This is a genomic window from Mannheimia sp. ZY171111, assembly GCF_017750945.1.
GTDB lineage: Bacteria > Pseudomonadota > Gammaproteobacteria > Enterobacterales > Pasteurellaceae > Mannheimia > Mannheimia pernigra.
Genome location: NZ_CP046532.1, coordinates 1489048 through 1511154, shown reverse-complemented (window position 1 = coordinate 1511154; position 22107 = coordinate 1489048). Strand labels below are relative to the sequence as shown.

Here is a 22107-nt window from a genome sequence, read left to right as displayed (position 1 = left end):
ATCCTAAAAACGAACAAGCGGTTGCAAAATATTTACATTTTACAACCGCTTGTATTTATTTAACAAAGCTGTCGAAAGTGAGCTCGTAATTATCGCCATCTCGGCTGTAGGCGATGTAGCGAGGGAATTTTTCGCCTTCAAATTTTTTTATCGTGATGTCTTTATTATCACTGGTTCGGAATTTATAGGTGATTTCTTGATAAGCCTTACCGCTAACTTTCACCTCTTTTTGTGATTTGAGTAGCTTCACATTCAGTGTTGGATACAACTTCTTACCATTCGTAGTTTGGAAACTTTCTGGTAATTTATCGTAATAACTTAGCTGGAATGCCGTAGTAAATAAATCATAAGTCGGCATAGTTAACGCTTCTTCTTTTAATGGCTCTTTTACTTTTCCGTATGTGACCGTTTTGGAATCAATCTCAGCCATTGCATAGGTTTTACCATTCCGTGTATCTCGATAACTTAACATATTAAATTGCCCATTTTTCTCTGTTCCTTTAGCAAGGAATACAATTTTATATAACGGCACATTAATTCTTGCTTGAATATCATATTTTCCTGCCTCGTTATTAAATTGAATATAGGCTGGCATTAAGTAATTTGAGCTGTATTTAATATGATAACTCTCTGCATAAGCGGTCGAAATTACCCCTAAAATCGCAAGAATCGCGGTTGTTAGTTTCTGCCAAATCTTCATCTATTTCTCCTCTAAAGATACTGTTTCAAACAATCTTGAGATTGCGTTGTTATCTCGTAATTGTTCAGCTTTCTCCACTTGCACTCGTGTTAAATGTGGCGAAAAATAATTAATAAAATCATACATATAGTTACGAAGAAAAGCTCCCCGTTTAAATGCAATTTGGGTCATACTTGATTGGAATAAATGGCTGGCATTGATTGCAACTAAATCTTTGTCAGCTTCAGTGTGTGCCATTGATGCCATAATTCCAACCCCTAAACCTAAACGAACATAGGTTTTGATTACATCTGCATCGGTTGCAGTAAATACAATATTCGGCAATATACCTTCTTTATTGAATGCTTGATCTAAATCTGATTGCCCTGTAAAACCAAATGTATAGGTGATCAAATCATATTTACCTAGCTCTTCGACAGTTAAATTTTTACTTTGGTTCACAAAAGCTGCTAATGGATGGTTTCGCTTGACAATCACTGAACGGTTCCACCAATAACAAGGGAGTAAGATTGCTTCTTCAAACAAATATTGTGCTTCGGTGGTTATGGCTAAATCCACTTCTCCTGCCATTAAAGCATCATAAATTTGGCTTGGAGAACCTTGATGCAAATGTAAACTCACCTCTGGATAGCGAGCTTTAAATTTTTCAATCACATCAGGCAACATATAGCGAGCTTGGGTATTCGTTGTTGCAATACGTAGCACCCCCTTATTGGGAAGCGTTTGCTCCTGTGCTACAGATTTAATATTTTGTGCTTTAACTAATAATTCACGGGCAATTGCCACAATTTTCTCGCCCGTAGGCGTTAATCCTTTAACGTGCTTACCGTTACGTTCAAAAATATTAATCCCCAGCTCACTTTCTAATAAACGGACCTGTTTACTAATACCTGGTTGCGAAGTATAAAGCACCTCCGCTGCCTCAGTAATATTCAAGTTTTGATTGACTATTTCCACAATGTAACGTAGCTGTTGTAGTTTCATTCTTGTGTTCCTTCTACAATCTCAATAATTTGACTGATTGTGTTAATGGCATAAGTTGGCTTAATATCAGTATCATTTTCCAAATTAAATGTATTGAGCCAGCAAGTATCGATCCCTGCATTGTTCCCACCTAAAATATCAGAGGAAAGGGTATCGCCCACCATCAGCACTTTGCTGCGATCAAACTCGTCCATTAAGGCAAAAGCATAATCAAAAATTTGACGATCTGGCTTAGCAAAACCAATCTTCTCAGAAATCACCACAATATCAAAAAAATGTGAAGTCTGAGTATTATCCAAACGCTTTTGCTGTAATGCGGTAAAACCGTTGGTGATAATCCCCATTTTTACTTTACCAAACAAAGCATTCAATGTGTCAATAACACCGTCTAATGGTTGGCTAACTAATGCCATTTCCGCCATTAATTCTTGATTGAGCCTTAATGGATCAACTCCTGTTTGTTCTGATAATTTCGCAAAACGGCGTCTTTGAATATCTTGTGCTGTAATTTCATTATTTTGATAAGCAATCCAAAGCGGTTTATTGATTGCTTGAAATTCTTGATAAGACTGCTCGCTAAAATCAATCTGATAGCGAGCTAACATTTTTTTCAAGCCTAAATAAGAATTAAATGAAAACAAGGTTTCATCCGCATCAAACAATACCCATTGGTATTTCATAATTTTCCTTTTTAAACAACCAGTGCAAGCGGTCACATTTTAATAATTTTTTGTAAAAACAGATTGTAGATATTAAGCACTGCACTCTGCCATTTTTTGTTGTATCCATTCAACGAAACATTTCACTTTTTCTACCTGTGCTGATTGAGGTGAATAAACAACATAGAATGATTTTTCATCAAAAAGTGACGTCGGGAAAGGCTCAATTAATGTGCCTTTTTCAATTTCGTGCTGTGCTAAAATTTTATTCGCAATTGCCACACCCTGCTGGTGCATTGCAGCTTGCAACACCATAAAGGTATGACTAAAAATAGCGCCCGTTTCTGCCTCAACTTTATCTGCGATATTAAGATGTTCAATCATTCTTTTCCACTTATTATAAGTAGAAGAATGTAGCAAATGCTTATTAATTAAATCTTCTGCTGAGTGAATACGATTTTGCGACAAATACTCTGGCGATGCCAAAATCACAATGCGAGATTCAGTTAAGCGGATAGACTCCAAATCCTGCCAATCACCTTTACCATAATAAATCGCGACATCGGTTTCTTTACCCAATAATCCTTCATCTTGATCCACACCTTTAATACGCACTTCAATCTCAGGATATTTTTTATTGAAATCCGCTAGACGTGGTACTAGCCAATGCATACCAAAAGTTTGAGGCACACTAATAGTTAGAATTTGGCGTCTACTCTGTTGGCGAACTTTATCGGTTGCTAACCCAATTTGTTCCAATAAAGGCTGCACCTCGTAGAAATATTGAGCACCTAACTCAGTTAATTCTAATAAACGGTTACGGCGATGAAATAGCGAAACACCTAAAAAGTCTTCCAACAACTTAATTTGATGGCTAACAGCGGCTTGGGTTACAAAAAGATCTTCTGCCGCTTTAGTAAAATTCAAATGGCGAGCAGCAGATTCAAATGCTTTTAACGCATTTAATGGTGGGAGTTTTTTGTTCATAGTACTCAAATATAATTAACTACCTAATCAAAATAAAAGTAAGCCCATTATTTTTTCTGATAGTTAAAATAAAAAAAATTCGGTTGATGGCTAAAAGTAGAAACAATAGAATACTATTCATACTTATTGGATAGTCTTAGAATTTATTCTATATCTAAATTTTAAGTATGATGTTGTGTTTGCATATTGGTCTAGGAAACTAGACTAGAGTAACGACGTTACTCGTTTCACTTCCTGTATATTTTGAACCATATTGGTTTATAACCGCCTAATTATTAGGGCGGTTTTTTTATTTATAAATCTCATTAAAACGAGAGCGTATTCTATATTATTCATTATATTTATTCTAGCTTTATACTCTTTTATTCTTTCACTTTATCTGTTATAAAAATAGGTTTTATAGTATTCTAACACTATAGTTTTTAATAACAGAGCATTCCTTTGAGTAAACTGAGATTAACCCAGAATCAACAACGTAGAATTAAATCTAATCATCATAAACGCATCAATAAAAAAGAAATTGAATGGCAAGATGAAATGTTAGGCGAAATGCAACAAGGCATTGTTGTGACTCGCCACGTAAAACACGCTGACGTCGAGACCCAAGAGGGTGATATTTTTCGTTGTAATATCCGCCGTACATTAAAAAATGTGGTAGTAGGTGATCGTGTCTCTTGGCGTAAAGGCAGCGAGCAACTACAAGGCATTAGTGGTGTAATTGAAGCTGTTTTTCCACGTAAAAATGAGCTTACTCGCCCAGACTATTACGATGGCATAAAAATAATGGCATCAAATATCGATCAGATCATTATTGTTTCAGCGGTTGTACCTACACTTTCATTGAACATTATTGATCGTTATTTAGTGATTTGTGAAACTGCCAATATTCCAGCACTTATTGTGCTTAATAAAATTGACTTACTTGATGAAACTGAACGAAAAGCGGTTCAAGAGCAGTTAAAAATTTACGAAAACATTGGCTATGAAACCCTTTGTTTATCCGCCGACACTGGCGAAAATATGCACGCTTTACATCAATATCTTGCGAAAGGCACATCGATTTTTGTTGGGCAATCGGGCGTAGGAAAATCAAGTCTAATCAACCAACTTTTACCAGAGGTGAATGCACTAACAGGTTCTGTAAGCGATAATTCAGGCTTGGGGCAACACACGACCACCGCTTCACGTTTGTATCACTTACCACAAGGCGGTCAATTAATTGATTCGCCAGGTATTCGTGAGTTTGGGCTATGGCATTTAGAGCCAGAGCAAATTACCTTAGGCTACCGTGAATTTCAATCCATATTAGGCACTTGCAAATTTCGTGATTGTAAACACAAAACCGATCCAGGCTGTGAATTAAGACAAGCGGTCGAAAATGGTCAAATTTCTGCAATTCGATTTGAAAATTATCATCGCTTAATTGAAAGTCTTTCAGAAACTAAAAGCCAACGCCATTTTAGAAAAGAAGAAGTATAATAATGAATGAATTTGTATATCCTAATGCAAAGTTAATTGCAGGCGTTGATGAAGTTGGGCGTGGGCCTTTAGTTGGCGCGGTTGTTACTGCGGCAGTTATTTTAGATCCAAATAATCCAATTAAAGGATTAATGGATTCCAAAAAGCTATCAGAAAAGAAACGTTTAGCATTAGCTGAAGAAATTAAAACAAAAGCACTGAGTTGGTCTCTTGGTCGAGCGGAACCTGCTGAAATTGATGAATTAAATATTCTCCACGCAACTATGCTAGCAATGCAAAGAGCTGTTAATGGTTTACATATTCAGCCTGATTTTATCTTAGTTGATGGCAATCGACCACCCCAATTTTTAGTGCCAACGCAAGCGGTAGTGAAAGGGGATAGTTTAGTCGCTGAAATTAGTGCAGCCTCAATTATTGCTAAAGTTGCACGAGATAGTGAAATGAACGAATTAGACAAGCAATTTCCACAATACGGTTTTGCAAAGCATAAAGGCTACCCAACTAAGTTGCATTTTGAAAAATTAATCGAATTTGGCGCAACGCCTTATCATCGTAAGAGTTTTGCCCCTGTAAAAAAAGTATTAGGTTTAATTGGCTAGAAGGAAAATTTTATGACGACAGAGTACCAAGAAACTATTTTTACTAAAATTATCAATAAAGAAATTCCTGCAAATATTGTCTATCAAGATGATCTTGTAACGGCATTTCGAGATATTTCTCCACAAGCACCAACTCACATTCTCATTATTCCGAATAAATTCATTCCCACGGTTAATCACGTAACTGGCGAAGATGAATTGGCATTAGGACGCTTATTTACGGTTGCAGCAAAATTAGCAAAAGAAGAAGGAATTGCAGAAGAGGGTTACCGTTTAATTATGAATTGCAATAAAAACGCAGGGCAAGAAGTATTCCATATTCATATGCACTTACTTGGTGGGCAAAAACTAGGTCCATTAGTGGCAAAATAATATGCGTTTATCCTATTTTAGTTTTACAATTTTTTCACTTTTTTTGACCGCTTGTACCAGTAAACCAGTAAGCTATTTACCGACAAGTTCAAAACCTATTGTGAATATTGAAGCCGACATTGCAGGAAAAATCAAGCTTGATACTAACGGAAAAACTTTTAGTACTACTAACTTGACCAATTTTCCACTTAATGTGATTTATAAACTCTTTTGGTATGATAAAGATGGTGTTACTCAATCACCCGATGGCATCTCAGCACACTCTGGTTGGCAACATTTATGGCTACAACCTAAACAAAAGCAAACAGTGGTATTCATCAAACCAACAGCAGAGAGCCAACATTATCGCCTTTATTTACGGAGTTTACACAAGCAGAGTGAAAAATATCTGAGCTCAAAAAATTAGACTTTTAATTCAATTCAAGGCTGCGTTATGTACTCTACAGGGCTCAGTCTTTTGTATTTCAAACTAGGATCATTATTTTAGCCATAAAAAATCTGCACCTCAAATGGTTTCTAATCCATTTGAGGTGCAGATCATATTTATCTAGGCTTTTTGTTGCTAAAAGATTTATTTTACTAAGTCTTTTAATGCTTTACCTGAAACAAATGCAGGTACTTTAGCCGCTGCAATTTTAATTTCTTCACCTGTTTTTGGGTTACGACCAGTACGTGCTTTACGCTCATTTACTTTAAAAGTACCGAAGCCGATTAATTGAACAGGGTTACCTGCTTTTAAGCTTGCAGAGATTGCATCAAGAGTGGCTTCTAATGCTGCTTTAGCTTCTTTCTTAGTTAAATTTGCATCTGCTGCGATAGCATCGATTAACTCAGTTTTGTTCATAGTTTTATCCTCTAAGATAGTGTTTTGAATAAATGACGTAAAACGCCTGAAAAGTTATTGAAACCTTGCCATAGCTTAATTCAAAGTTCAGATTTGTCAAAGTATTATTATACAAGATTCTATAAATATTGATGTCATTGATTGATATTTAACCCGATATTACTAATGCCACTACGTCTAATTTCATCTTTCAACTCAAAAATGAGATCAAGATCACGGTTTTCACAGTCATTGAGTAACCGATAGACTTGCCATTGCACATCTAGCTCTTCTTGAATGTCCTCTGAATTTTTCAATTCTTGCTCGCTGAGTTCTTTGTCTTGTTGCATTTCTAAGTAGCTTGCAACTGTTCCTAATGAAATTTGGCTAATGCGAATAGCTTGTTCTAAAGTGGCGCCAGCAATAATACTATGCAGCAATTCAGAAAGAGCTTCACAGGCTTCTTGAGCAGGTAAAACACCAAAAAATGCATATTCATTCACATCGGGAATGATTTCTTCTAATTTCTCTAATTGGTTATCGAAATTAATTTTCGCCCCTTTTACCGTTAAAAACTCCCAAACTAAGTTTAAAATATTTTGGAATACTTTAGCTTTTTCTGGTTGCTCGGTCATCTCACAGAAAAGCTGGTAATTTGGGAACATTCTTTCGCACAAACAAGCCATAAAGGTGATATTTTGCCAAGGCTCAAAGCGTTCCATACGTTTATGAATTGGGTTTCGCATTTTACTTTCTCTTTTATTTAACGCTTTCGATTGTCAGTGAGGGAAACAAATTTGCAAAGTTTTGTAAAAAAATAACCGCTTGTTCCTTTCCCACAAAGAGAGCGGATTATACATTATAGGTGATACTGTTTTGAGTAATGATGAATCGCATCAACAAATACTTTTGGGCTTTCTACTGGCACATCTAAGTGAATGCCGTGCCCTAAATTAAACACATGCCCACTGCCGCTACCAAAACCAGCAAGAATATGCTTCACTTCTTGTTCAATACGTTCGGGCCTTGCGTAAAGCACGCTAGGGTCCATATTACCTTGCAGTGCCACTTTATTGCCGACACGCTGGCGAGCATCAGCAATATCTACTGTCCAGTCTAAGCCGATGGCATCACAGCCTGTTTCTGCAATCGATTCTAACCATAAGCCACCGCCTTTAGTAAAGAGGGTAACAGGCACTTTTCGTCCTTCATTTTCACGGATTAAACCCTCAACAATTTTATGCATATAATGTAAAGAGAATTCTGGGTAGTCGTTATGTGCTAACACGCCGCCCCAAGTGTCGAATACCATTACCGATTGTGCGCCCGCTTTGATTTGTGCATTTAAATATAAAATTACGCTATCTGCTAATTTATCGAGTAATTTGTGTAGAAGTGTTGGGTCAGCGTAAAGCATTTTTTTGATTTTGGTAAATGCTTTGCTTGAGCCACCTTCAACCATATAAGTTGCTAATGTCCAAGGGCTACCAGAAAAACCGATTAACGGCACGTCGCCTTTTAATTCACGGCGAATAGTGCGTACGGCATTCATAACATATTGCAACTCACCTTCAGGATCAGGAATTGGAAGGTTGTTTACATCAGATAATGTTTGGATAGGACGAGCAAACTTCGGGCCTTCGCCTGCACCAAAACTTAAACCCAAGCCCATTGCATCGGGAATAGTCAGAATGTCAGAGAATAGAATAGCGGCATCTAATTCATAGCGACGTAGCGGTTGTAAAGTCACTTCACAGGCTAAATCTGCATTGCGACAGAGCGACATAAAATCGCCCGCTATGGCACGAGTTGCTTTATATTCAGGTAGGTAACGCCCTGCCTGACGCATCATCCATACGGGGGTCATATCCACAGGCTCACGTAAAAGGGCTTTTAGATAGCGGTCGTTTTTAAGTTCAGACATCATTTTTTCCTTTCATTTTTCTGTAAGGGCGAAATACATTTGCAAAGTTTTGGTAAAATTTAACCGCTTGTTAATGTAATTGAGGCTTTGGTTCTGCTTTAGCGATACCCAAAGCAAAATGACTATGTAAAAATAGTGCTAAAACACGCAAATATTCTAACACTTCTTCGCCTGCTTCAAGCAGCTCCTCATTGTTATCCTCATCATTGTAACCTAATTTTGCAATTTCATCTAAATCATCAATCGCCTCACCGACTTCATCTGTTTCTTGTTGGAGTTTGGGTTGAGCTACGCCTAAGCCAAGTAAGAAGCTGTTTGCCCATTGGTAGATGCCATCTGCAAGAGCAAAACCATCTTCTTCATTTTCAGGTAGCCACAGACTAAATAGCGTATTGGTTTCCAAAAAACTTTCGGTGAGCTGTTGATAAAATTCGGTAAGTTTTGTTAGCGGTTCAACTGAAAAAGCGTGCCCGTCATGAGTAAATTGATAGGTTAAGGTTTTCCAAGAGTCATCTTGAATTCCACCTGCAATTAATCCGCATAAGAAACCATGAAACTCTGCTGGTGTATCTTCAATCTGTAATTGAGTGATTAATTGTTTAAATTCTTGAGGGGTTTTTATAGCCATAATTGCATTATTTGTGATTTTACTAAAGAGTGGCATAATATAGCAAAAATTTTGCGATTAAGTGAGGATTTCATATTTATGTCGGTAAATAATATTGAGCTACAGATTTTTGGACAGGTTTTACGCTTGCAATGCCCTGTTGACCAACAAGAAAATTTACTGGCTTCAGCAGAGCGTTTAGAAGCGCGTGTGGCAATATTGAAAGAGCAATCTGGCATTATTCAGCTTGAAAAAGTATTAGCCATCGTCGCCCTGAATTTGAATTACGAATTAGAGCAGGCTCAGCGTCAAAATGCAGAAAATAAAAATGTATTAGTTGCTTGTATTGAGCAACTCGATCACTCTCTGAGTAAATTACAATCTAATAGTTGATTTTTAACCTATTCGATTAGGAATAGTGCTAAAGATTGAGCATTTGCAATTTTATTTTACTAAATACTAGGAAAAATCATTAAATTCCGTTACTATAAATCTTGCCTGGGGTGTGCGTTATTGGTTACGTCCCTGAGCCGATAATTTGAAACTTTGAGTTGGATATTTATTGCTGGTGAGCAAGCTTACCTTGAATCAAGAGTAAGAAGCCTAAAAGCAGTTACATTTGACTCCCTTGAACCAACTGGTTCAAGGACCATTACTAGTAGCGGCATCTCGGGTACTTATATATGAATAGTTCTGCTGCTCTTCGTAATCAACTAAGGCATCTTATGCGGGTTAAACGCTCCAGTTTAACCAAACTACAACAGGCACAAGCTGCTCAATCACTTATCCCACAAGCGATTTCTTTAATTGAATCTTACCAAGTATCACATATTGCATTTTATTTACCTTTTGATGGCGAAATCTCCCCCTTACCTTTAATGAATTATTTGCTTGAACAAGGCAAAAAAATCTATTTGCCTATTCTTCACCCTTTTACAAGCGGTCAATTATTGTTTTTAAATTACGATTGCAAAACTTCCTTAAAATTTAACCGCTTGAGAATTCAAGAGCCTGTGTTGGATGTGAGAAAAATCATTCCTCTACAAGAATTAGAAATGATTTTTACGCCATTAGTTGCGTGTGATAAAGCAGGGAATCGTTTAGGTATGGGCGGCGGTTTTTATGATCGAACGCTTGCTCAAGCACCTCATATTATCCGTGTTGGATTGGCTCACGAGTGCCAGCAAGTAGAACAATTGCCGATAGCGCATTGGGATATGCCGTTACATCATATTATTTTGGGAGCATCCAGATGATTGAAAAAAAAGAGAAGGAATCCACAGGAAACCAAAGTTTAATTCGAGGTTTAACTCTTTTAGAGTTATTAGCACAATTTCCTAACGGCTGCCCATTAGCCCACTTAGCTGAGCTTTCAGGCTTAAATAAAAGTACGGTGCATCGTTTATTACAAGGCTTGTTGCAAGAAGGGTATGTTCGTCCAGCACCAACTTCAGGCAGTTATCGTCTCACGACAAAATGCTTGGCTATTGGGCAGAGAGCGTTAAGTTCAATTAACATTCTACACATTGCCGCCCCGCATTTAGAAGCGTTGAATTTAAAATTGGGGGAAACAGTTAATTTTGCGATGCGAGAGAAAGATCACGCTATTTTAATCAATAAATTGGAAGCGACGACAGGCTTAATGCGTACGAGGGCTTATATCGGGCAACAGTTACAATTATATTGTTCTGGTATGGGAAAGCTTTTCTTAGCTTATAATTCGGTTGATTATATACCACAATATTGGCAAGCAAAATCCTCCATTATTCAACCACTGACCATTAATACAATAACCACGATTGAAGGGATGAAAAAAGAGCTGGAAACGATTCGTGAACGTGGTTTTGCAATGGATGACGAAGAAAACGAATTAGGTGTTTCTTGCATTGCTTGCCCGATTTTCGATCATCAACAGCACGTACATTATGCGGTGTCGGTTTCACTTTCCACTGCCCGTTTAAATCAGTTAGGGAGAGAAAATTTACTGCCTGCAATTCAAGAAACGGCAGAAAAAATTTCTGCAGAGTTAGGTGGATAGTAATTTTATATTGCTATTTTGATTATTTTAGGTAATCTTGCAGCTATTACAAAATGTGGTTTTTTATGAAATAAAAATGTTGAGGATTTATTAATAATGTTTGGTTTTGACCCAACAACAATAACGTTTGTTGTTTATATTTTAGGTATGATTGCAATAGGTTTTATTGCTTATCGTGTTACAAATAATCTTTCAGATTATATTTTAGGTGGTCGCCGTTTAGGGAGCTTTGTAACGGCCTTATCAGCAGGTGCATCAGATATGTCGGGATGGCTACTGATGGGATTACCTGGTGCGGTTTACGCAGGCGGTTTGATCGAAGGTTGGATTGCGGTTGGTTTAACGATTGGGGCTTATTTGAACTGGAAATTAGTGGCTGGCAGATTGCGTTCTCATACCGAGCATAGTGGTGATGCGTTAACGTTGCCTGAATATTTCCATAATCGATTTGGCGATAAAACCCGTTTAATTAAGATTTTATCAGCGGTCATTTTTTTACTTTTTTTTGCAATTTATTGTGCATCAGGTGTTGTAGCTGGCGCTAGAGTATTTGAAAATCTATTTGGATTACCGTATCACCAAGCGATTTGGTATGGTGCAGTAGCCACTATTCTCTATACCTTCATTGGCGGTTTCTTAGCCGTAAGCTGGACAGACACCATTCAAGCTTCATTAATGCTTTTTGCTTTAATTCTAACCCCTCTTTTCGTAATGTATAACTTAGGTGGTTTTGATGAAATGCAAGCCTTAATCGATCGTGCAGGCGAAATGGCACAAAAAGATTACAATGATATGTTTACTGGCACGAGCGTATTAGCCGTTATTAGTCTAATGGCGTGGGGGCTAGGCTATTTTGGACAACCGCACATTGTAGTACGTTTTATGGCAGCTGAAAGTGTAAAATCGCTAGAGAATGCACGCCGTATTAGTATGACGTGGATGGTAATTTGCTTAGTAGGTGCAATTGGGATTGGTTATTTCGGTATGGCGTATTTCTTTGGCCACCCTACTCAAGCAGCTAACGTGAACCAAAACCCAGAACAAATTTTTATTGAATTAGCAAAACTGTTGTTTAATCCTTGGATCGCAGGTATTTTATTGTCGGCCATTCTTGCTGCAGTAATGAGTACGCTTTCTGCTCAATTATTGATTTGCTCTAGTGCAATTACTGAAGATTTGTACAAAGGTATTTTACGTCCTAAGGCATCAGATAAAGAATTAGTTTGGTTAAGCCGCTTAATGGTGCTCGCCGTGGCTATGCTTGCCATTTATATTGCCCAAGATCCTGATAGTAAAGTATTTGGTTTAGTTAGCAATGCGTGGGCTGGTTTCGGTTCTGCATTTGGGCCTGTCGTTCTTCTTTCGCTCTTCTGGAAACGTATGAACGGCTTTGGAGCAATTGCTGGAATGCTAACAGGGGCGTTAATTGTTCACTTCTGGGCAGATATTACGCTTAAATTAGCATTACCTGAAATTTATTCTATGATTCCAGGCTTTATTACTGCCACAGTGATGATTATTGTGGTATCGCTCATCACACCAGCACCAAGCAGAGAAATACAAGAAACGTTTGAACGTGCCAATAACGCGTATTTAGATGAGATAAAATGATATAAAAAAGTGGCTTAAGGTATATGCTTTAAGCCACTTTTTTGCAAAAAATCCTTAAAAACTCACCGCTTGTATGCTATTGAAAACGTGCCAAGCCATATTGATATAACGCATTTTTCTTATATCCAAAGGTTTCTGCCACAATGCTTGCCGCTTTTTTCAATGGAAGAGTTTGACAAAGTAGTTCAAGTAATTTGATTGCTTGTTTGGAAAACTCTTCCGCCACGTGGTGTGGCTTTCCTTCAACAATGAGCACAATCTCACCTTTAATACGATTACTCTCTTCATTTAGCCATTCAATTAAGTTACCTAATTGATCGCTGTAAATGGTTTCCCAAGTTTTGGTGATTTCACGTGCCATCACGATATAGCGTTCTTCACCAAAGATTTTTTGCATATCCGCAAGGGTATCTAAAATGCGATGCGTGGATTCATAGAAAATTAGCGTACGAGACTCATTTTCTAATTCAGTTAATTTATCGCAACGGGCTTTTGTTTTGGCGGGCAAGAATCCTTCAAAACAAAAACGGTCCGAAGCAACGCCAGAAGCACATAAAGCAGTAATAGCGGCACAAGCACCAGGAATGGGCACCACTTTCACACCCGCTTGACGGCATTGACGGACGAGGTGAAAACCTGGATCACTAATAAGCGGTGTGCCAGCATCTGAAATTAATGCAATATTTTCTCCTTTTGCTAATTTTTCGACTAAAACGACCGCTTTTTGCTGCTCATTATGGTCGTGTAAGGCAAAAAATGGCTTTTTAATACCGTAATGGCTAAGCAATAAACCACTATGACGAGTGTCTTCAGCAGCAATTAGATCAACAGAGGAAAGCGTGTCTAATGCTCGTTGAGTAATATCGCCTAAGTTGCCGATTGGCGTTGCCACAATGTATAAAATACCGTAGCTTGGAGAGATTTCAGATGAATTTTGTCTGTTTTTCATTTGCTTTTAGCTCATTTGATAAGTAAGATTTCACATTAAATTTAGCACATTATATTCTATCGAGGAAAATACAATGGCAACTATTTTAAATCAAACAATGAAAAAGGCATTTTTGCCAACGGTGATCGCATTATTTATTTCTGCTTGTACATCACTAAACCCTATTACTGAGTCCATCAAAGATGAAGCTTATTCAAGCTCAGAATTCTATCTTAATAAGGCAGAGCAAGCCAAAGAGAAAGAAGATAAAATCTCTTATCAACTTTTGGCTGTGCGTAAATTAATTGATGAAAACAAAGAATATGAAGCACAAAATACCTTTAGTGAGATTATGGCATCAGAAATGAACGAGGTGCAAAAGTTAGAATATGCGTTAGTGTATGCACAACTTGCCGCTTTACAAGGTAAAAATGAGATGGCAGTGAATCAATTAAGAGATATTCCGCAAAGTCTGTTAAGTTCTGCACAACGTGTACGCTATATTCAAACTCAAGCTCGTATTGCGGCAAATAAGAATGATGCGATTGGGGTTGTGCGTGCGAGATCGCAATTAAATGATTATTTCCGAATGAATCGTGAACGTCAGGAAAATAACGATATTATTTGGAGAGTCCTGCGTGATGCTAATCGTGGTATGTTAGAGAAAGCGGTTGCTGAAGCAGGTGAAATTGAGTTTGCAGGTTGGTTGGCGTTAATTAACATCTATAACCAAAATATGACAACACCAACACAAATACCACAGGCATTTAATAACTGGAAAAATCAATATCCAAGTCATAGTGCCGTTACGCTTATGCCAACAGAATTACAAGGTGTGAGTAATTTTCAGCAAACCCAATTAAATGGTGTTGCACTATTATTACCGTTAAGTGGTGATGCTCAGATTTTAGGTGATATTATTAAACGTGGTTTTGATGATGCCAAAGCAGGCGATTCCACAGCAGTACAGACTTTTGATACCAGCACTTCAGACGTAAATTCATTAATTGCTCGAGCAAAACAGCAAGGGGCAAACATTATTGTTGGACCGCTATTAAAATCTCGCGTAGATGAGATGCTATTAAGCCATGAAATTCAACATATTAATGTATTAGCGCTTAATTCGACTGAAAACGCACGCAATATGGCACAGGTTTGCTATTATGGTTTATCTCCTGAATCTGAAGCTCAAGCAGGTGCAGAGAAAATGTATAATGATGGTCATAGTATTGCTGTAGTTGCTGCTCCACAAGATGATTTTGGACACCGTTCAGCAGAAGCCTTCGCTAAACGCTGGCGTCAACTAACAAATACAGATGCAGATGTGCGTTATTACAATCAGCCACTTGATTCTGTTGCTACCATTCAAAATACAGGAGTAACGAAAGCTGGATTGTATATTTTAGGTAATGCAGGACAAGTAGTAGAAATTAAGCAAGGCATTGATAACTCTAATTTGAAAGATCGCCTAGCAATGTATACTTCATCTCGCAGTAATTCTCCAAATAATGGTATTGATTTCTATACCATAATGGAAGGGGTAAAATTCAGCGAAGTGCCTTTATTAGCGGATACATCTTCTAGTAAATTCCAAAAAGCGGAAAATTTAGCGAATAGTGATTTCTCAATGATGCGTTTATATGCAATGGGTGCAGATGCGTGGTTACTCGCAACTAAATTCAATGAGTTACGCCATATTCCAGGTTATAAAATCTCAGGCTTAACAGGTGAATTAAAAGCAGGGCAAAATTGTAATATTGAACGTAGTTTATCTTGGATGCAATATCAAAATGGGGCTATTCAACAAGCTTATTAATCAAAAAGAGGCGAGTAAACGGCAGCAAGGTGCGATTTATGAACAAAAAGCCCGTGTTTTTTTAGAGGAAAAAGGATTTCGTTTTGTTGCTGCCAACCAATATTTTAGAGGCGGAGAGCTTGATCTGATTATGCAAGATGGAGAAACTACCGTTTTTGTGGAAGTTCGTCAGCGTAAAAATAATCGTTTTGGCTCAGCAGTTGAAAGCATTGATTACCGAAAACAACAAAAATGGCAAAATGCGGCAAATATGTGGTTGCTCAAACAAAATAAAAGTTTAGAGACTGCAAATTGTCGCTTTGATGTTGTTGTATTTGAAGGCAATCAGCCTCCAATATGGATCCCTAACTTTCTAGGTTAGATAAGATGTTAAATAAAATACAAGATAGATTTAGCGAAAGTATTCAAACCCAAATTTCTGCAGCAGAGTTATTGCCGACTAAATTAAGTGAAGCGGCAAACCGCATTGTAGCGTGTTTATTACGTGGGGATAAAGTGATTGTATGTGGACACGGGCGTTCTTATGGTAATGCGGCGTTATTAGTTAGCCACTTACTTCATCGATATGAATTAGCAAGACCCAGTTTTTCTGCCGTACAATTGCAACTCAACGGTATATTAGCTGGCGTTTTTTCTCAAGATAATGAGCTAGATTCCGTATATAAAAAACAATTACAAGCAGTTGCTAAAGCGGGCGATTTATTCATTGTATTTTCACCTATTGGCAATGAAGAAAGTATATTGCAAGCGATTCATACAGCTAAAAATCACCATTTAGATTTAGATATTATCGCATTAACTGGCAGCAGTAATGATCACACTCTCGGATTATTAGATGAAAGTGATATTGAAATTTCAGCCCCCTCAACTAATGAATTAAGAGTCATTGAAAGCCATCACTTTTATACGAATTTATTATGTGAACTTATCGATCATTTACTTTTCTCTTAGGGAGAGATTATGAATAATTTAGTGAAAAAATGTCTTAAAGTAAGTTTGTTCATCTCAGGCTTTATTGCTTTACAAGGTTGTATTGCGACGGCGGTAGTCACATCAGCTGCGATGGCAACTAAAGTAGCCACCGATCCCCGTTCAACGGGTACACAGGTTGATGATGAAATTTTAGAAGAGAAAGTCGCTTACAACATCAATAAAGATGGGCAGATTAAAGAAGAGGCTCGTATTAATGTAGTCGCTTATAACGGCAAAGTGTTATTAATTGGTCAAGCTCCAAGTATGGACGTGGTTGAAAATGCGAAAAACCTTGCAGCAGGTGCTGACGGCGTAACTGAAGTTTATAATGAAATTAGACAAGGCGAAAAAATCGGTTTTGCTCAAATTACACAAGATAGCTGGATAACCACCCAAGTAAAATCTAAACTTTTAGTGAATGGCAAAGTGAAAGCAACGGAAGTAAAAGTCGTTACTGAAAATGGCGAGGTCTTTTTAATGGGCAAAGTTAGCCAAAGCCAAGCGGATGAAGCAGCCGAAATCGCACGTAATATAAGTGGAGTAACAAAAGTAGTTAAAGTATTTAGTTATGCACAATAGCAAAAAATACGGCAAATTTAACCGCTTGTAAAATAGTGTTCAAAATTTGGACCCTATTTTTATCTTTATCGACAGAAGTGATAAATCAACTTTGTTAATAACTCTTTTGTCGGTTCAATATATTTCATTTCTAAAAATTCATCAGGCTGGTGAGCTTGCTCAATTGAGCCTGGTCCTAGCACGAGTGTAGGGCAGAGTTGCTGAATAAATGGGGCTTCGGTGCAGTAATTTACCGCATCACATTTTTCACCTAATAATTTTTCTACCACTTGTACGATTTGGGCGGAGTGTTCGCATTCATAGCCGGGAATGCCGTCGTGTATCGGGCGGATTTCGATTAAATCACCATATTGTTCAATCATTGGTTTTAAATATTCATCAACCATTGCATATAAATCTGCTATAGCCATATTGGGTAATGGTCGCATATCAAACTGTAATTCACAGCAAGCACAAATGCGGTTAATCGCATCGCCGCCTCGAATATTACCAAAATTCATCGTCGGGTGAGTCACTTGAAACAGTGGATTATGGTATTTCTCACGCAATTCATCACGCATTTTCATCAAATAGCTGATAGATTCGTGCATCAACTCAATCGCATTGACCCCTTTGCTTGGGTCGCTTGAATGTCCGCTTCTTCCTGTAATTCTAACAGATTCGCCTAAATGTCCTTTGTGAGCACGAATTGGCTTAAGTGAGGTTGGTTCACCAATAATGGCACAGTCGGGGCGAATATGAGTATGTTGAGCAAAAGTTTTTGCTCCAAGCATTGTGGTTTCTTCATCTGCTGTGGCTAAAATACGGATTGGCTTTTTGATTTGAGATAAGTCGATTTGGCTCATTACGTCTACCACGAAAGCGAAAAAGCCCTTCATATCGGCAGTGCCTAAGCCGTAAAGTTTGCCTTCTTTTTCGGTAAGCTTGAATGGATGAAACGTCCATTTTCCATCGTCAAATGGCACGGTATCAGTGTGTCCTGCCAGTAATAATCCGCCTTCGCCCTCGCCATAGGTTGCAAGTAAATTGTATTTATTACGGCTGCCTTCTACAGCTAAAATATCCGTTTTAAATCCAAGATCTGCAAGCCAATTGGCAAGTAATTCAAGTAAAGCACGGTTAGATAAATCATTTTCTGCGACTAAACTTGAGATGGTTGGGAGCTCAATTAGCTGTGCGTAGCGGTTAATAAAAGGAATCTTGTGTTTCATCGTCTATCCTGCGGTTTATTCTATAGGGCGAGTTAATGATGGGATATTTCTTAATCGTTTAATAATGGCAAATCCTGCTAAAATTTCCCATATCATAATGGTGTAAATTCCCATACGTTCAATTAATGGACTAAAAATGGTTGGTAAGAACATCGTGACTAAAATACAACTCACCCCAATCATACCTGCGGCAATACTAAAGTGTTTAAAAAAACGTATAGTTGGGTGGTGAATATCTAGCCCTACCATAATCAGAGTTAAGTTACCAATTAAAAAGGTAATGCTTGCGCCTAAATTGTAAATGCCAAATTCACCACGAGAATTTGGCTGAATACCAGACACTAAAGAACAACCAATTGCAAAAAAGAGGGCTAAAATTAAGCCAATAACTCGCCGTTTATTATCAGCAATATGTGTAATGCCGATTGCATAAATAAAGAAAAAAACGACCGCTTGCACCATAAAAATAATACGCATTACCAGCGAAAGTGGCGAGAGTTCGCTAAGTTTATCATCAATCATTGTGCTAACAGGCACGAGTAATTCTAAGGTGCTGTGATGGAAATAAGCGGTGAGAGATCGTTCACTAAATAAAAGAGTGAAATGCTCTGCTATCAAATAAAATAGCCCGCTAAAGCTAGAAATAATAGCAGTAATAAAAATTAAACACTCATAGCTTTTGCGAAAGCAAGGGTGCATTAGCAGAGGGTAAAACTTCACACCAAACGAACCGCTTGTAAAATAGTTTTCCACGGCGTCTAAAGCAAAGAGCAATTTTTGAACGATATTTTTAATCCACTTTATTGTCATAATTACCTTTTGATTAATTCTTTTTCCTAAATTCTTGATTTAATACCGCCAAACTCCTCAATCAATTTAGCTATAAAGAGCTTTAATTCTTCCGTCATCAATAAGAAATCCGCATCAAATCGTTGAGCGACATCCTCTTTGAGAATATCATCATTTTTCTCACGCACTTCATCGGCAAATTTTAGGCGAGATAGCACGCCATCTTCATTGAGAACACAAGAGAGATGCGTTTCCCACTCAATTGCAATTTTTGTGATAAATTTGCCCGCTTGTAGGTGCTGAGCAATTTCTTCAGTCTCCAAATCTTGGCGTTTACAGCGAATAATACTATCGGTATCAAAAGATTTTAGCTCTGCTTCTTCCAATAAATTCAACCAACTTGGCGTATGCCCTTTCGCGATCCAGTTTGTCATCACTTCTGCAGGCGGCAGTGTGAACGAAATGGGCACAACAGGCAACGAGCCAAGTGTTTTCCGCAACAAAGCAAGCGTTTCTTCCGCTCGTTTGCTGGAGGCAGTGTCAATATAAATCAGCTGGCTATCTAAATCTAACCAAATTGCGGTGAATTGATGTTTGCTAAATGCACGAGGCAAAAGATTAGCAACAACTTGGTCTTTCACGGCTTGCTTTTCGGTCTTTTTAAGCTGACGAGCCTCTTTTTCTTCTAATTCGGTAATGCGTTGCTCGGTTTCTACTTTCACCACATTAGCTGGCAGTAATTTATCTTCTTTGTGTGAAATGAGCAAAAATTGGTTGCCTTGTGAAAAATAGAGTAAATCAGCATCTTTTAGTGGGCTAGACCAACCGAATTTACTCATATCATACTGAGTACAAGGGGTGAATTTTGTTTCTTGCAGTAAATTATCAAGTTTTTTGCCCTCCAGCGAAAGCTCACTTGTTAATTTATAAACCATCACATTTTTAAACCAAACCATTTTGCATATCCTTTAAAGGTGTATAATAAAATATTTTAACAGAGCTAGCTTCAACACAGTAGAGAATTTGCAAATGAAGAGTAAAAAACTTGCCTTTATCGGCACGGGCAATATGGCATTTGCCATTATTCAAGGTTTATTAAAAAGCAATTACCCTGCCTCTCAAATTATTGCGTGCAATAAAAGCAATTTAGCTCGCCGAGAAGCACTACAAGCGGTCGGAATTGCGACAAATTTTGCAAATCGTGAGGCGGTTGAGCAAGCGGAAGTTATTGTGTTAGCAGTTAAACCTCAAATGATGGCAGAGGTTTGTGCAGAATTTGCCGACCTCGATTTTTCAGACAAATGGGTCATTTCTGTTGCTGCGGGCATTTCGGTAACACGCTTGGAAACATTATTACCGAATGCTAAAAACATCATTCGTACTATGCCCAATACGCCATCGCTGATTGGTGAAGGAATGACAGGGCTATTTGCAAAAAAATCGGTCAATTCGACCGCTTGTCAATTTGCTGAAGAACTGATGTCTGCGGTGGGCAAATGCTATTGGGTGGATACGGAAGACAAAATCAATCATATTATTGCCATTACAGGCTCAAGCCCCGCCTATTTCTTCCGCTTTATGGAAGCAATGCAACAAAGTGCAATCCAAATGGGCTTTTCTGAGCAAGATGCAAGGCTACTTGTTCAATCTGCGGCATTAGGTGCGGCAAAATTAGTTGCATCAAACCCAGCAACGCCGATTTCCACCTTACGAGAAAATGTCACCTCCAAAGGTGGCACAACAGCAAAAGCATTGGACGTTTTTGAACAGCAAAATTTAGCTAAAACCGTAGAGAACGCAATGTGGGCGGCAATTCACCGTGCTGAAGAAATGGAGAAATCGTTATGATAGTGGTTTCGCCTTTTAAATGGACAGCATTTAACTATTTTGGCTTTTTTTGTGCTTACGGAGTGATATTGCCTTTTTTACCTGTTTGGTTAAAACATTATGGATTCTCCACTGAAATTATTGGATTATTGGCTGCAGTGGGCTATTTATTTCGTTTTGGCGGTAGTATGCTTGCTTCACAACGAGTGAAAACGGTGAGCCAGCTAATTCCAACCGCCCGAGCCTTAACGTGGCTGAATGTAGTGGCAGCAATTGCGTTAGCATTTTCAGGCAGTTCGATTTGGCTTGTTTTTCCTGTTTTAATGCTATTTCAAATGTTTAATTCAGGGGCAATGCCGCTTGCAGACAGCATTGCCTCTCTTTGGCAGCGACAAGTTGGGCTAGATTATGGCAAAGCACGGCTTTTCGGTTCAATCGCTTTTGTGGTTGGCTCCCTTTCAGGTGGCTATTTCATTGGGCAGTTAGGCGAAGATGTTGTAGTTTGGGTGATTGTTGGATTTTTGATATTTTTCGGTGTCGGGCAACTAGCCAAACCGACCCTAGGCTTTGAAGAACAAAATGTAGCAAGTAGTGGCTCAAATGTGACTTACGCTGAATTATTAAAAGAGTCTGCTACCTTACGAATGCTAATTGCAGTATCGTTAATAGGCGCTTCCCACGCAGCTTATTACACTTACAGCACCATTCATTGGTCAGATGCTGGCATTTCGACAGAAATGACAAGCCTATTTTGGGGATTGGCAGTAGTCGCGGAAATACTCTTCTTTTTAGTGTCTAAACGGCTGTTTAAATCTTGGAAAATCAGTCATTTAATGATTCTCTCTGCCGCATTTGCTTTCATTCGTTGGGGAATTATGGGGAGTACAACAGAGATTGCTTTGATAATTTTTGCTCAATTTTTACACTCAGTTACTTTTGGTGCCTCTCATATTGCAATGATTCGTTATATTTCGATGCAATCTGCAGACAGGATTACAAAGTTACAAGGATTGTATTTTGGTTTAGCGAGTTGTGCTGTTATGGCAGTATTTACATTTGTATCGGGTATGATCTACGAATATTCTCCAAGTTTAACTTTCTGGATAATGGCCGCTTTTGTTCTGCCAGCGATATTTATTGTACCGAAGAAATTTGAAGTGCAAATTTTGAAATAAATATAAAAAATGCCGACATTATGTCGG

Annotated in this window: 26 protein-coding genes and 1 other RNA gene; 15 read left to right on the top strand and 12 right to left on the bottom strand. The window is 38.1% G+C overall.

Going from position 1 to position 22107, the window contains the following annotated elements; all coding sequences use genetic code 11:
* Positions 1-55 precede the first annotated feature (55 nt).
* The 4 genes from GM698_RS07310 to GM698_RS07295 form a co-directional block, all read right to left on the bottom strand.
* A complete protein-coding gene (locus tag GM698_RS07310; protein WP_209289176.1) occupies positions 56-700 on the bottom strand; it encodes a hypothetical protein in 645 nt (214 codons plus the stop codon).
* Positions 701-1684 (bottom strand): HTH-type transcriptional regulator CysB, encoded by a 984-nt coding sequence (cysB, locus tag GM698_RS07305; RefSeq protein ID WP_176809237.1) that lies wholly within the window; start codon positions 1682-1684, stop codon positions 701-703.
* A complete protein-coding gene (gene yjjG, locus GM698_RS07300) occupies positions 1681-2364 on the bottom strand; it encodes a pyrimidine 5'-nucleotidase (RefSeq protein WP_176807337.1) in 684 nt (227 codons plus the stop codon). The genes cysB and yjjG overlap by 4 nt, the downstream gene beginning before the upstream one ends.
* A gap of 72 nt (positions 2365-2436) precedes the next feature.
* A complete protein-coding gene (locus GM698_RS07295) occupies positions 2437-3330 on the bottom strand; it encodes a transcriptional regulator GcvA (protein WP_159628480.1) in 894 nt (297 codons plus the stop codon).
* Positions 3331-3771: 441 nt separating this feature from the next.
* Here GM698_RS07295 and rsgA point away from each other — a divergent pair, with 441 nt between their 5' ends.
* The 4 genes from rsgA to GM698_RS07275 are packed head-to-tail and all read left to right on the top strand — an operon-like array spanning position 3772 to position 6186.
* Positions 3772-4809: a small ribosomal subunit biogenesis GTPase RsgA gene (gene rsgA / locus GM698_RS07290; RefSeq protein ID WP_176809239.1), complete on the top strand. Its 1038-nt coding sequence runs from the start codon at positions 3772-3774 to the stop codon at positions 4807-4809.
* Between the two features lie 2 nt (positions 4810-4811).
* Positions 4812-5408 carry a ribonuclease HII gene (gene rnhB, locus GM698_RS07285; RefSeq protein ID WP_159628482.1) on the top strand — a complete coding sequence of 199 codons (597 nt, stop codon included), beginning with the start codon at positions 4812-4814 and terminating at the stop codon, positions 5406-5408.
* A 12-nt stretch (positions 5409-5420) separates the two neighbouring features.
* A complete protein-coding gene (locus GM698_RS07280; RefSeq protein ID WP_159628483.1) occupies positions 5421-5780 on the top strand; it encodes an HIT domain-containing protein in 360 nt (119 codons plus the stop codon).
* A 1-nt stretch (position 5781) separates the two neighbouring features.
* Complete coding sequence (locus GM698_RS07275) at positions 5782-6186, top strand: YcfL family protein (RefSeq protein WP_176807340.1); 405 nt, start codon at positions 5782-5784, stop codon at positions 6184-6186.
* A 165-nt stretch (positions 6187-6351) separates the two neighbouring features.
* On the opposite strand, the gene GM698_RS07270 is transcribed toward GM698_RS07275, so the two are convergent.
* From GM698_RS07270 to GM698_RS07255, 4 genes are all read right to left on the bottom strand, one after another.
* On the bottom strand, positions 6352-6642 hold the full coding sequence (locus GM698_RS07270) for an HU family DNA-binding protein (RefSeq protein WP_225981410.1): 291 nt from the start codon (positions 6640-6642) through the stop codon (positions 6352-6354).
* A 116-nt stretch (positions 6643-6758) separates the two neighbouring features.
* Complete coding sequence (locus GM698_RS07265; protein ID WP_209289175.1) at positions 6759-7349, bottom strand: YjaG family protein; 591 nt, start codon at positions 7347-7349, stop codon at positions 6759-6761.
* A gap of 113 nt (positions 7350-7462) precedes the next feature.
* Entirely contained in the window at positions 7463-8527 is a 1065-nt protein-coding gene (gene hemE / locus GM698_RS07260; protein ID WP_176811880.1) for a uroporphyrinogen decarboxylase, read from the bottom strand.
* Between the two features lie 70 nt (positions 8528-8597).
* Positions 8598-9155, bottom strand: coding sequence for a UPF0149 family protein (locus GM698_RS07255; protein ID WP_159628488.1), 558 nt, complete (start codon positions 9153-9155; stop codon positions 8598-8600).
* A 78-nt stretch (positions 9156-9233) separates the two neighbouring features.
* Between GM698_RS07255 and GM698_RS07250 the strand changes: the two genes are divergently transcribed.
* The 5 genes from GM698_RS07250 (at position 9234) to putP (ending at position 12783) form a co-directional block, all read left to right on the top strand.
* Positions 9234-9527, top strand: coding sequence for a cell division protein ZapA (locus tag GM698_RS07250; protein WP_159628489.1), 294 nt, complete (start codon positions 9234-9236; stop codon positions 9525-9527).
* Between the two features lie 99 nt (positions 9528-9626).
* A non-coding RNA gene (gene ssrS / locus GM698_RS07245) (6S RNA) lies at positions 9627-9814 on the top strand.
* 3 nt (positions 9815-9817) lie between these two features.
* Positions 9818-10390, top strand: coding sequence for a 5-formyltetrahydrofolate cyclo-ligase (locus GM698_RS07240; RefSeq protein ID WP_209289174.1), 573 nt, complete (start codon positions 9818-9820; stop codon positions 10388-10390).
* Positions 10387-11172 (top strand): IclR family transcriptional regulator, encoded by a 786-nt coding sequence (locus GM698_RS07235; protein WP_159628491.1) that lies wholly within the window; start codon positions 10387-10389, stop codon positions 11170-11172. Before GM698_RS07240 ends, GM698_RS07235 begins: the two co-directional genes overlap by 4 nt.
* Before the next feature lie 96 nt (positions 11173-11268).
* On the top strand, positions 11269-12783 hold the full coding sequence (gene putP, locus GM698_RS07230; RefSeq protein ID WP_209289173.1) for a sodium/proline symporter PutP: 1515 nt from the start codon (positions 11269-11271) through the stop codon (positions 12781-12783).
* A gap of 76 nt (positions 12784-12859) precedes the next feature.
* Here putP and rsmI read toward each other — a convergent pair whose 3' ends face one another.
* Positions 12860-13732 carry a 16S rRNA (cytidine(1402)-2'-O)-methyltransferase gene (gene rsmI, locus GM698_RS07225; protein ID WP_371739882.1) on the bottom strand — a complete coding sequence of 291 codons (873 nt, stop codon included), beginning with the start codon at positions 13730-13732 and terminating at the stop codon, positions 12860-12862.
* Between the two features lie 73 nt (positions 13733-13805).
* Here rsmI and GM698_RS07220 point away from each other — a divergent pair, with 73 nt between their 5' ends.
* From GM698_RS07220 to dolP, 4 genes are read left to right on the top strand one after another with little or no spacing between them, the layout of a single operon-like run.
* The gene (locus tag GM698_RS07220; RefSeq protein WP_176811882.1) at positions 13806-15527 is read left to right on the top strand and encodes a penicillin-binding protein activator; all 1722 of its coding nucleotides are present in this window, start codon (positions 13806-13808) and stop codon (positions 15525-15527) included.
* The gene (locus tag GM698_RS07215; RefSeq protein WP_176809245.1) at positions 15502-15888 is read left to right on the top strand and encodes a YraN family protein; all 387 of its coding nucleotides are present in this window, start codon (positions 15502-15504) and stop codon (positions 15886-15888) included. Before GM698_RS07220 ends, GM698_RS07215 begins: the two co-directional genes overlap by 26 nt.
* Positions 15889-15893: 5 nt before the next feature.
* Positions 15894-16478, top strand: coding sequence for an SIS domain-containing protein (locus tag GM698_RS07210; RefSeq protein ID WP_159628496.1), 585 nt, complete (start codon positions 15894-15896; stop codon positions 16476-16478).
* Between the two features lie 9 nt (positions 16479-16487).
* Complete coding sequence (gene dolP / locus GM698_RS07205; RefSeq protein WP_176811884.1) at positions 16488-17078, top strand: division/outer membrane stress-associated lipid-binding lipoprotein; 591 nt, start codon at positions 16488-16490, stop codon at positions 17076-17078.
* Positions 17079-17143: 65 nt separating this feature from the next.
* Here dolP and argE read toward each other — a convergent pair whose 3' ends face one another.
* Genes argE through rdgC form a run of 3 tightly spaced genes read right to left on the bottom strand, consistent with a single transcriptional unit; the run spans position 17144 to position 20034 of the window.
* Positions 17144-18289, bottom strand: a complete 1146-nt coding sequence (argE, locus tag GM698_RS07200; RefSeq protein WP_209289172.1) for an acetylornithine deacetylase — start codon at positions 18287-18289, stop codon at positions 17144-17146.
* Between the two features lie 15 nt (positions 18290-18304).
* Positions 18305-19099: a DUF998 domain-containing protein gene (locus tag GM698_RS07195; protein WP_209289171.1), complete on the bottom strand. Its 795-nt coding sequence runs from the start codon at positions 19097-19099 to the stop codon at positions 18305-18307.
* Between the two features lie 26 nt (positions 19100-19125).
* On the bottom strand, positions 19126-20034 hold the full coding sequence (gene rdgC, locus GM698_RS07190) for a recombination-associated protein RdgC (protein WP_176811887.1): 909 nt from the start codon (positions 20032-20034) through the stop codon (positions 19126-19128).
* 73 nt (positions 20035-20107) lie between these two features.
* Between rdgC and proC the strand changes: the two genes are divergently transcribed.
* Together proC and GM698_RS07180 are read left to right on the top strand one after the other, a co-directional pair.
* Positions 20108-20926, top strand: a complete 819-nt coding sequence (proC, locus tag GM698_RS07185; protein WP_176809248.1) for a pyrroline-5-carboxylate reductase — start codon at positions 20108-20110, stop codon at positions 20924-20926.
* On the top strand, positions 20923-22080 hold the full coding sequence (locus tag GM698_RS07180) for a 3-phenylpropionate MFS transporter (protein WP_176811889.1): 1158 nt from the start codon (positions 20923-20925) through the stop codon (positions 22078-22080). The genes proC and GM698_RS07180 overlap by 4 nt, the downstream gene beginning before the upstream one ends.
* Positions 22081-22107: the final 27 nt, after the last annotated feature.

Excerpts from the sequence above, each read along its gene's own strand:
- GM698_RS07280 (WP_159628483.1), top strand. The coding sequence starts at position 5,421 with ATGACGACAGAGTACCAAGAAACTATTTTTACTAAAATTATCAATAAA.
- GM698_RS07235 (WP_159628491.1), top strand. The coding sequence starts at position 10,387 with ATGATTGAAAAAAAAGAGAAGGAATCCACAGGAAACCAAAGTTTAATT.
- hemE (WP_176811880.1), bottom strand. The coding sequence starts at position 8,527 with ATGTCTGAACTTAAAAACGACCGCTATCTAAAAGCCCTTTTACGTGAG.
- GM698_RS07295 (WP_159628480.1), bottom strand. The coding sequence starts at position 3,330 with ATGAACAAAAAACTCCCACCATTAAATGCGTTAAAAGCATTTGAATCT.
- cysB (WP_176809237.1), bottom strand. The coding sequence starts at position 1,684 with ATGAAACTACAACAGCTACGTTACATTGTGGAAATAGTCAATCAAAAC.
- GM698_RS07220 (WP_176811882.1), top strand. The coding sequence starts at position 13,806 with ATGGCAACTATTTTAAATCAAACAATGAAAAAGGCATTTTTGCCAACG.
- GM698_RS07180 (WP_176811889.1), top strand. The coding sequence starts at position 20,923 with ATGATAGTGGTTTCGCCTTTTAAATGGACAGCATTTAACTATTTTGGC.
- GM698_RS07275 (WP_176807340.1), top strand. The coding sequence starts at position 5,782 with ATGCGTTTATCCTATTTTAGTTTTACAATTTTTTCACTTTTTTTGACC.
- putP (WP_209289173.1), top strand. The coding sequence starts at position 11,269 with ATGTTTGGTTTTGACCCAACAACAATAACGTTTGTTGTTTATATTTTA.
- GM698_RS07250 (WP_159628489.1), top strand. The coding sequence starts at position 9,234 with ATGTCGGTAAATAATATTGAGCTACAGATTTTTGGACAGGTTTTACGC.
- rnhB (WP_159628482.1), top strand. The coding sequence starts at position 4,812 with ATGAATGAATTTGTATATCCTAATGCAAAGTTAATTGCAGGCGTTGAT.
- GM698_RS07195 (WP_209289171.1), bottom strand. The coding sequence starts at position 19,099 with ATGACAATAAAGTGGATTAAAAATATCGTTCAAAAATTGCTCTTTGCT.
- argE (WP_209289172.1), bottom strand. The coding sequence starts at position 18,289 with ATGAAACACAAGATTCCTTTTATTAACCGCTACGCACAGCTAATTGAG.
- GM698_RS07265 (WP_209289175.1), bottom strand. The coding sequence starts at position 7,349 with ATGCGAAACCCAATTCATAAACGTATGGAACGCTTTGAGCCTTGGCAA.
- GM698_RS07255 (WP_159628488.1), bottom strand. The coding sequence starts at position 9,155 with ATGGCTATAAAAACCCCTCAAGAATTTAAACAATTAATCACTCAATTA.
- rdgC (WP_176811887.1), bottom strand. The coding sequence starts at position 20,034 with ATGGTTTGGTTTAAAAATGTGATGGTTTATAAATTAACAAGTGAGCTT.
- GM698_RS07210 (WP_159628496.1), top strand. The coding sequence starts at position 15,894 with ATGTTAAATAAAATACAAGATAGATTTAGCGAAAGTATTCAAACCCAA.
- yjjG (WP_176807337.1), bottom strand. The coding sequence starts at position 2,364 with ATGAAATACCAATGGGTATTGTTTGATGCGGATGAAACCTTGTTTTCA.
- proC (WP_176809248.1), top strand. The coding sequence starts at position 20,108 with ATGAAGAGTAAAAAACTTGCCTTTATCGGCACGGGCAATATGGCATTT.
- rsmI (WP_371739882.1), bottom strand. The coding sequence starts at position 13,732 with ATGAAAAACAGACAAAATTCATCTGAAATCTCTCCAAGCTACGGTATT.
- GM698_RS07240 (WP_209289174.1), top strand. The coding sequence starts at position 9,818 with ATGAATAGTTCTGCTGCTCTTCGTAATCAACTAAGGCATCTTATGCGG.
- dolP (WP_176811884.1), top strand. The coding sequence starts at position 16,488 with ATGAATAATTTAGTGAAAAAATGTCTTAAAGTAAGTTTGTTCATCTCA.
- GM698_RS07310 (WP_209289176.1), bottom strand. The coding sequence starts at position 700 with ATGAAGATTTGGCAGAAACTAACAACCGCGATTCTTGCGATTTTAGGG.
- GM698_RS07215 (WP_176809245.1), top strand. The coding sequence starts at position 15,502 with ATGGGGCTATTCAACAAGCTTATTAATCAAAAAGAGGCGAGTAAACGG.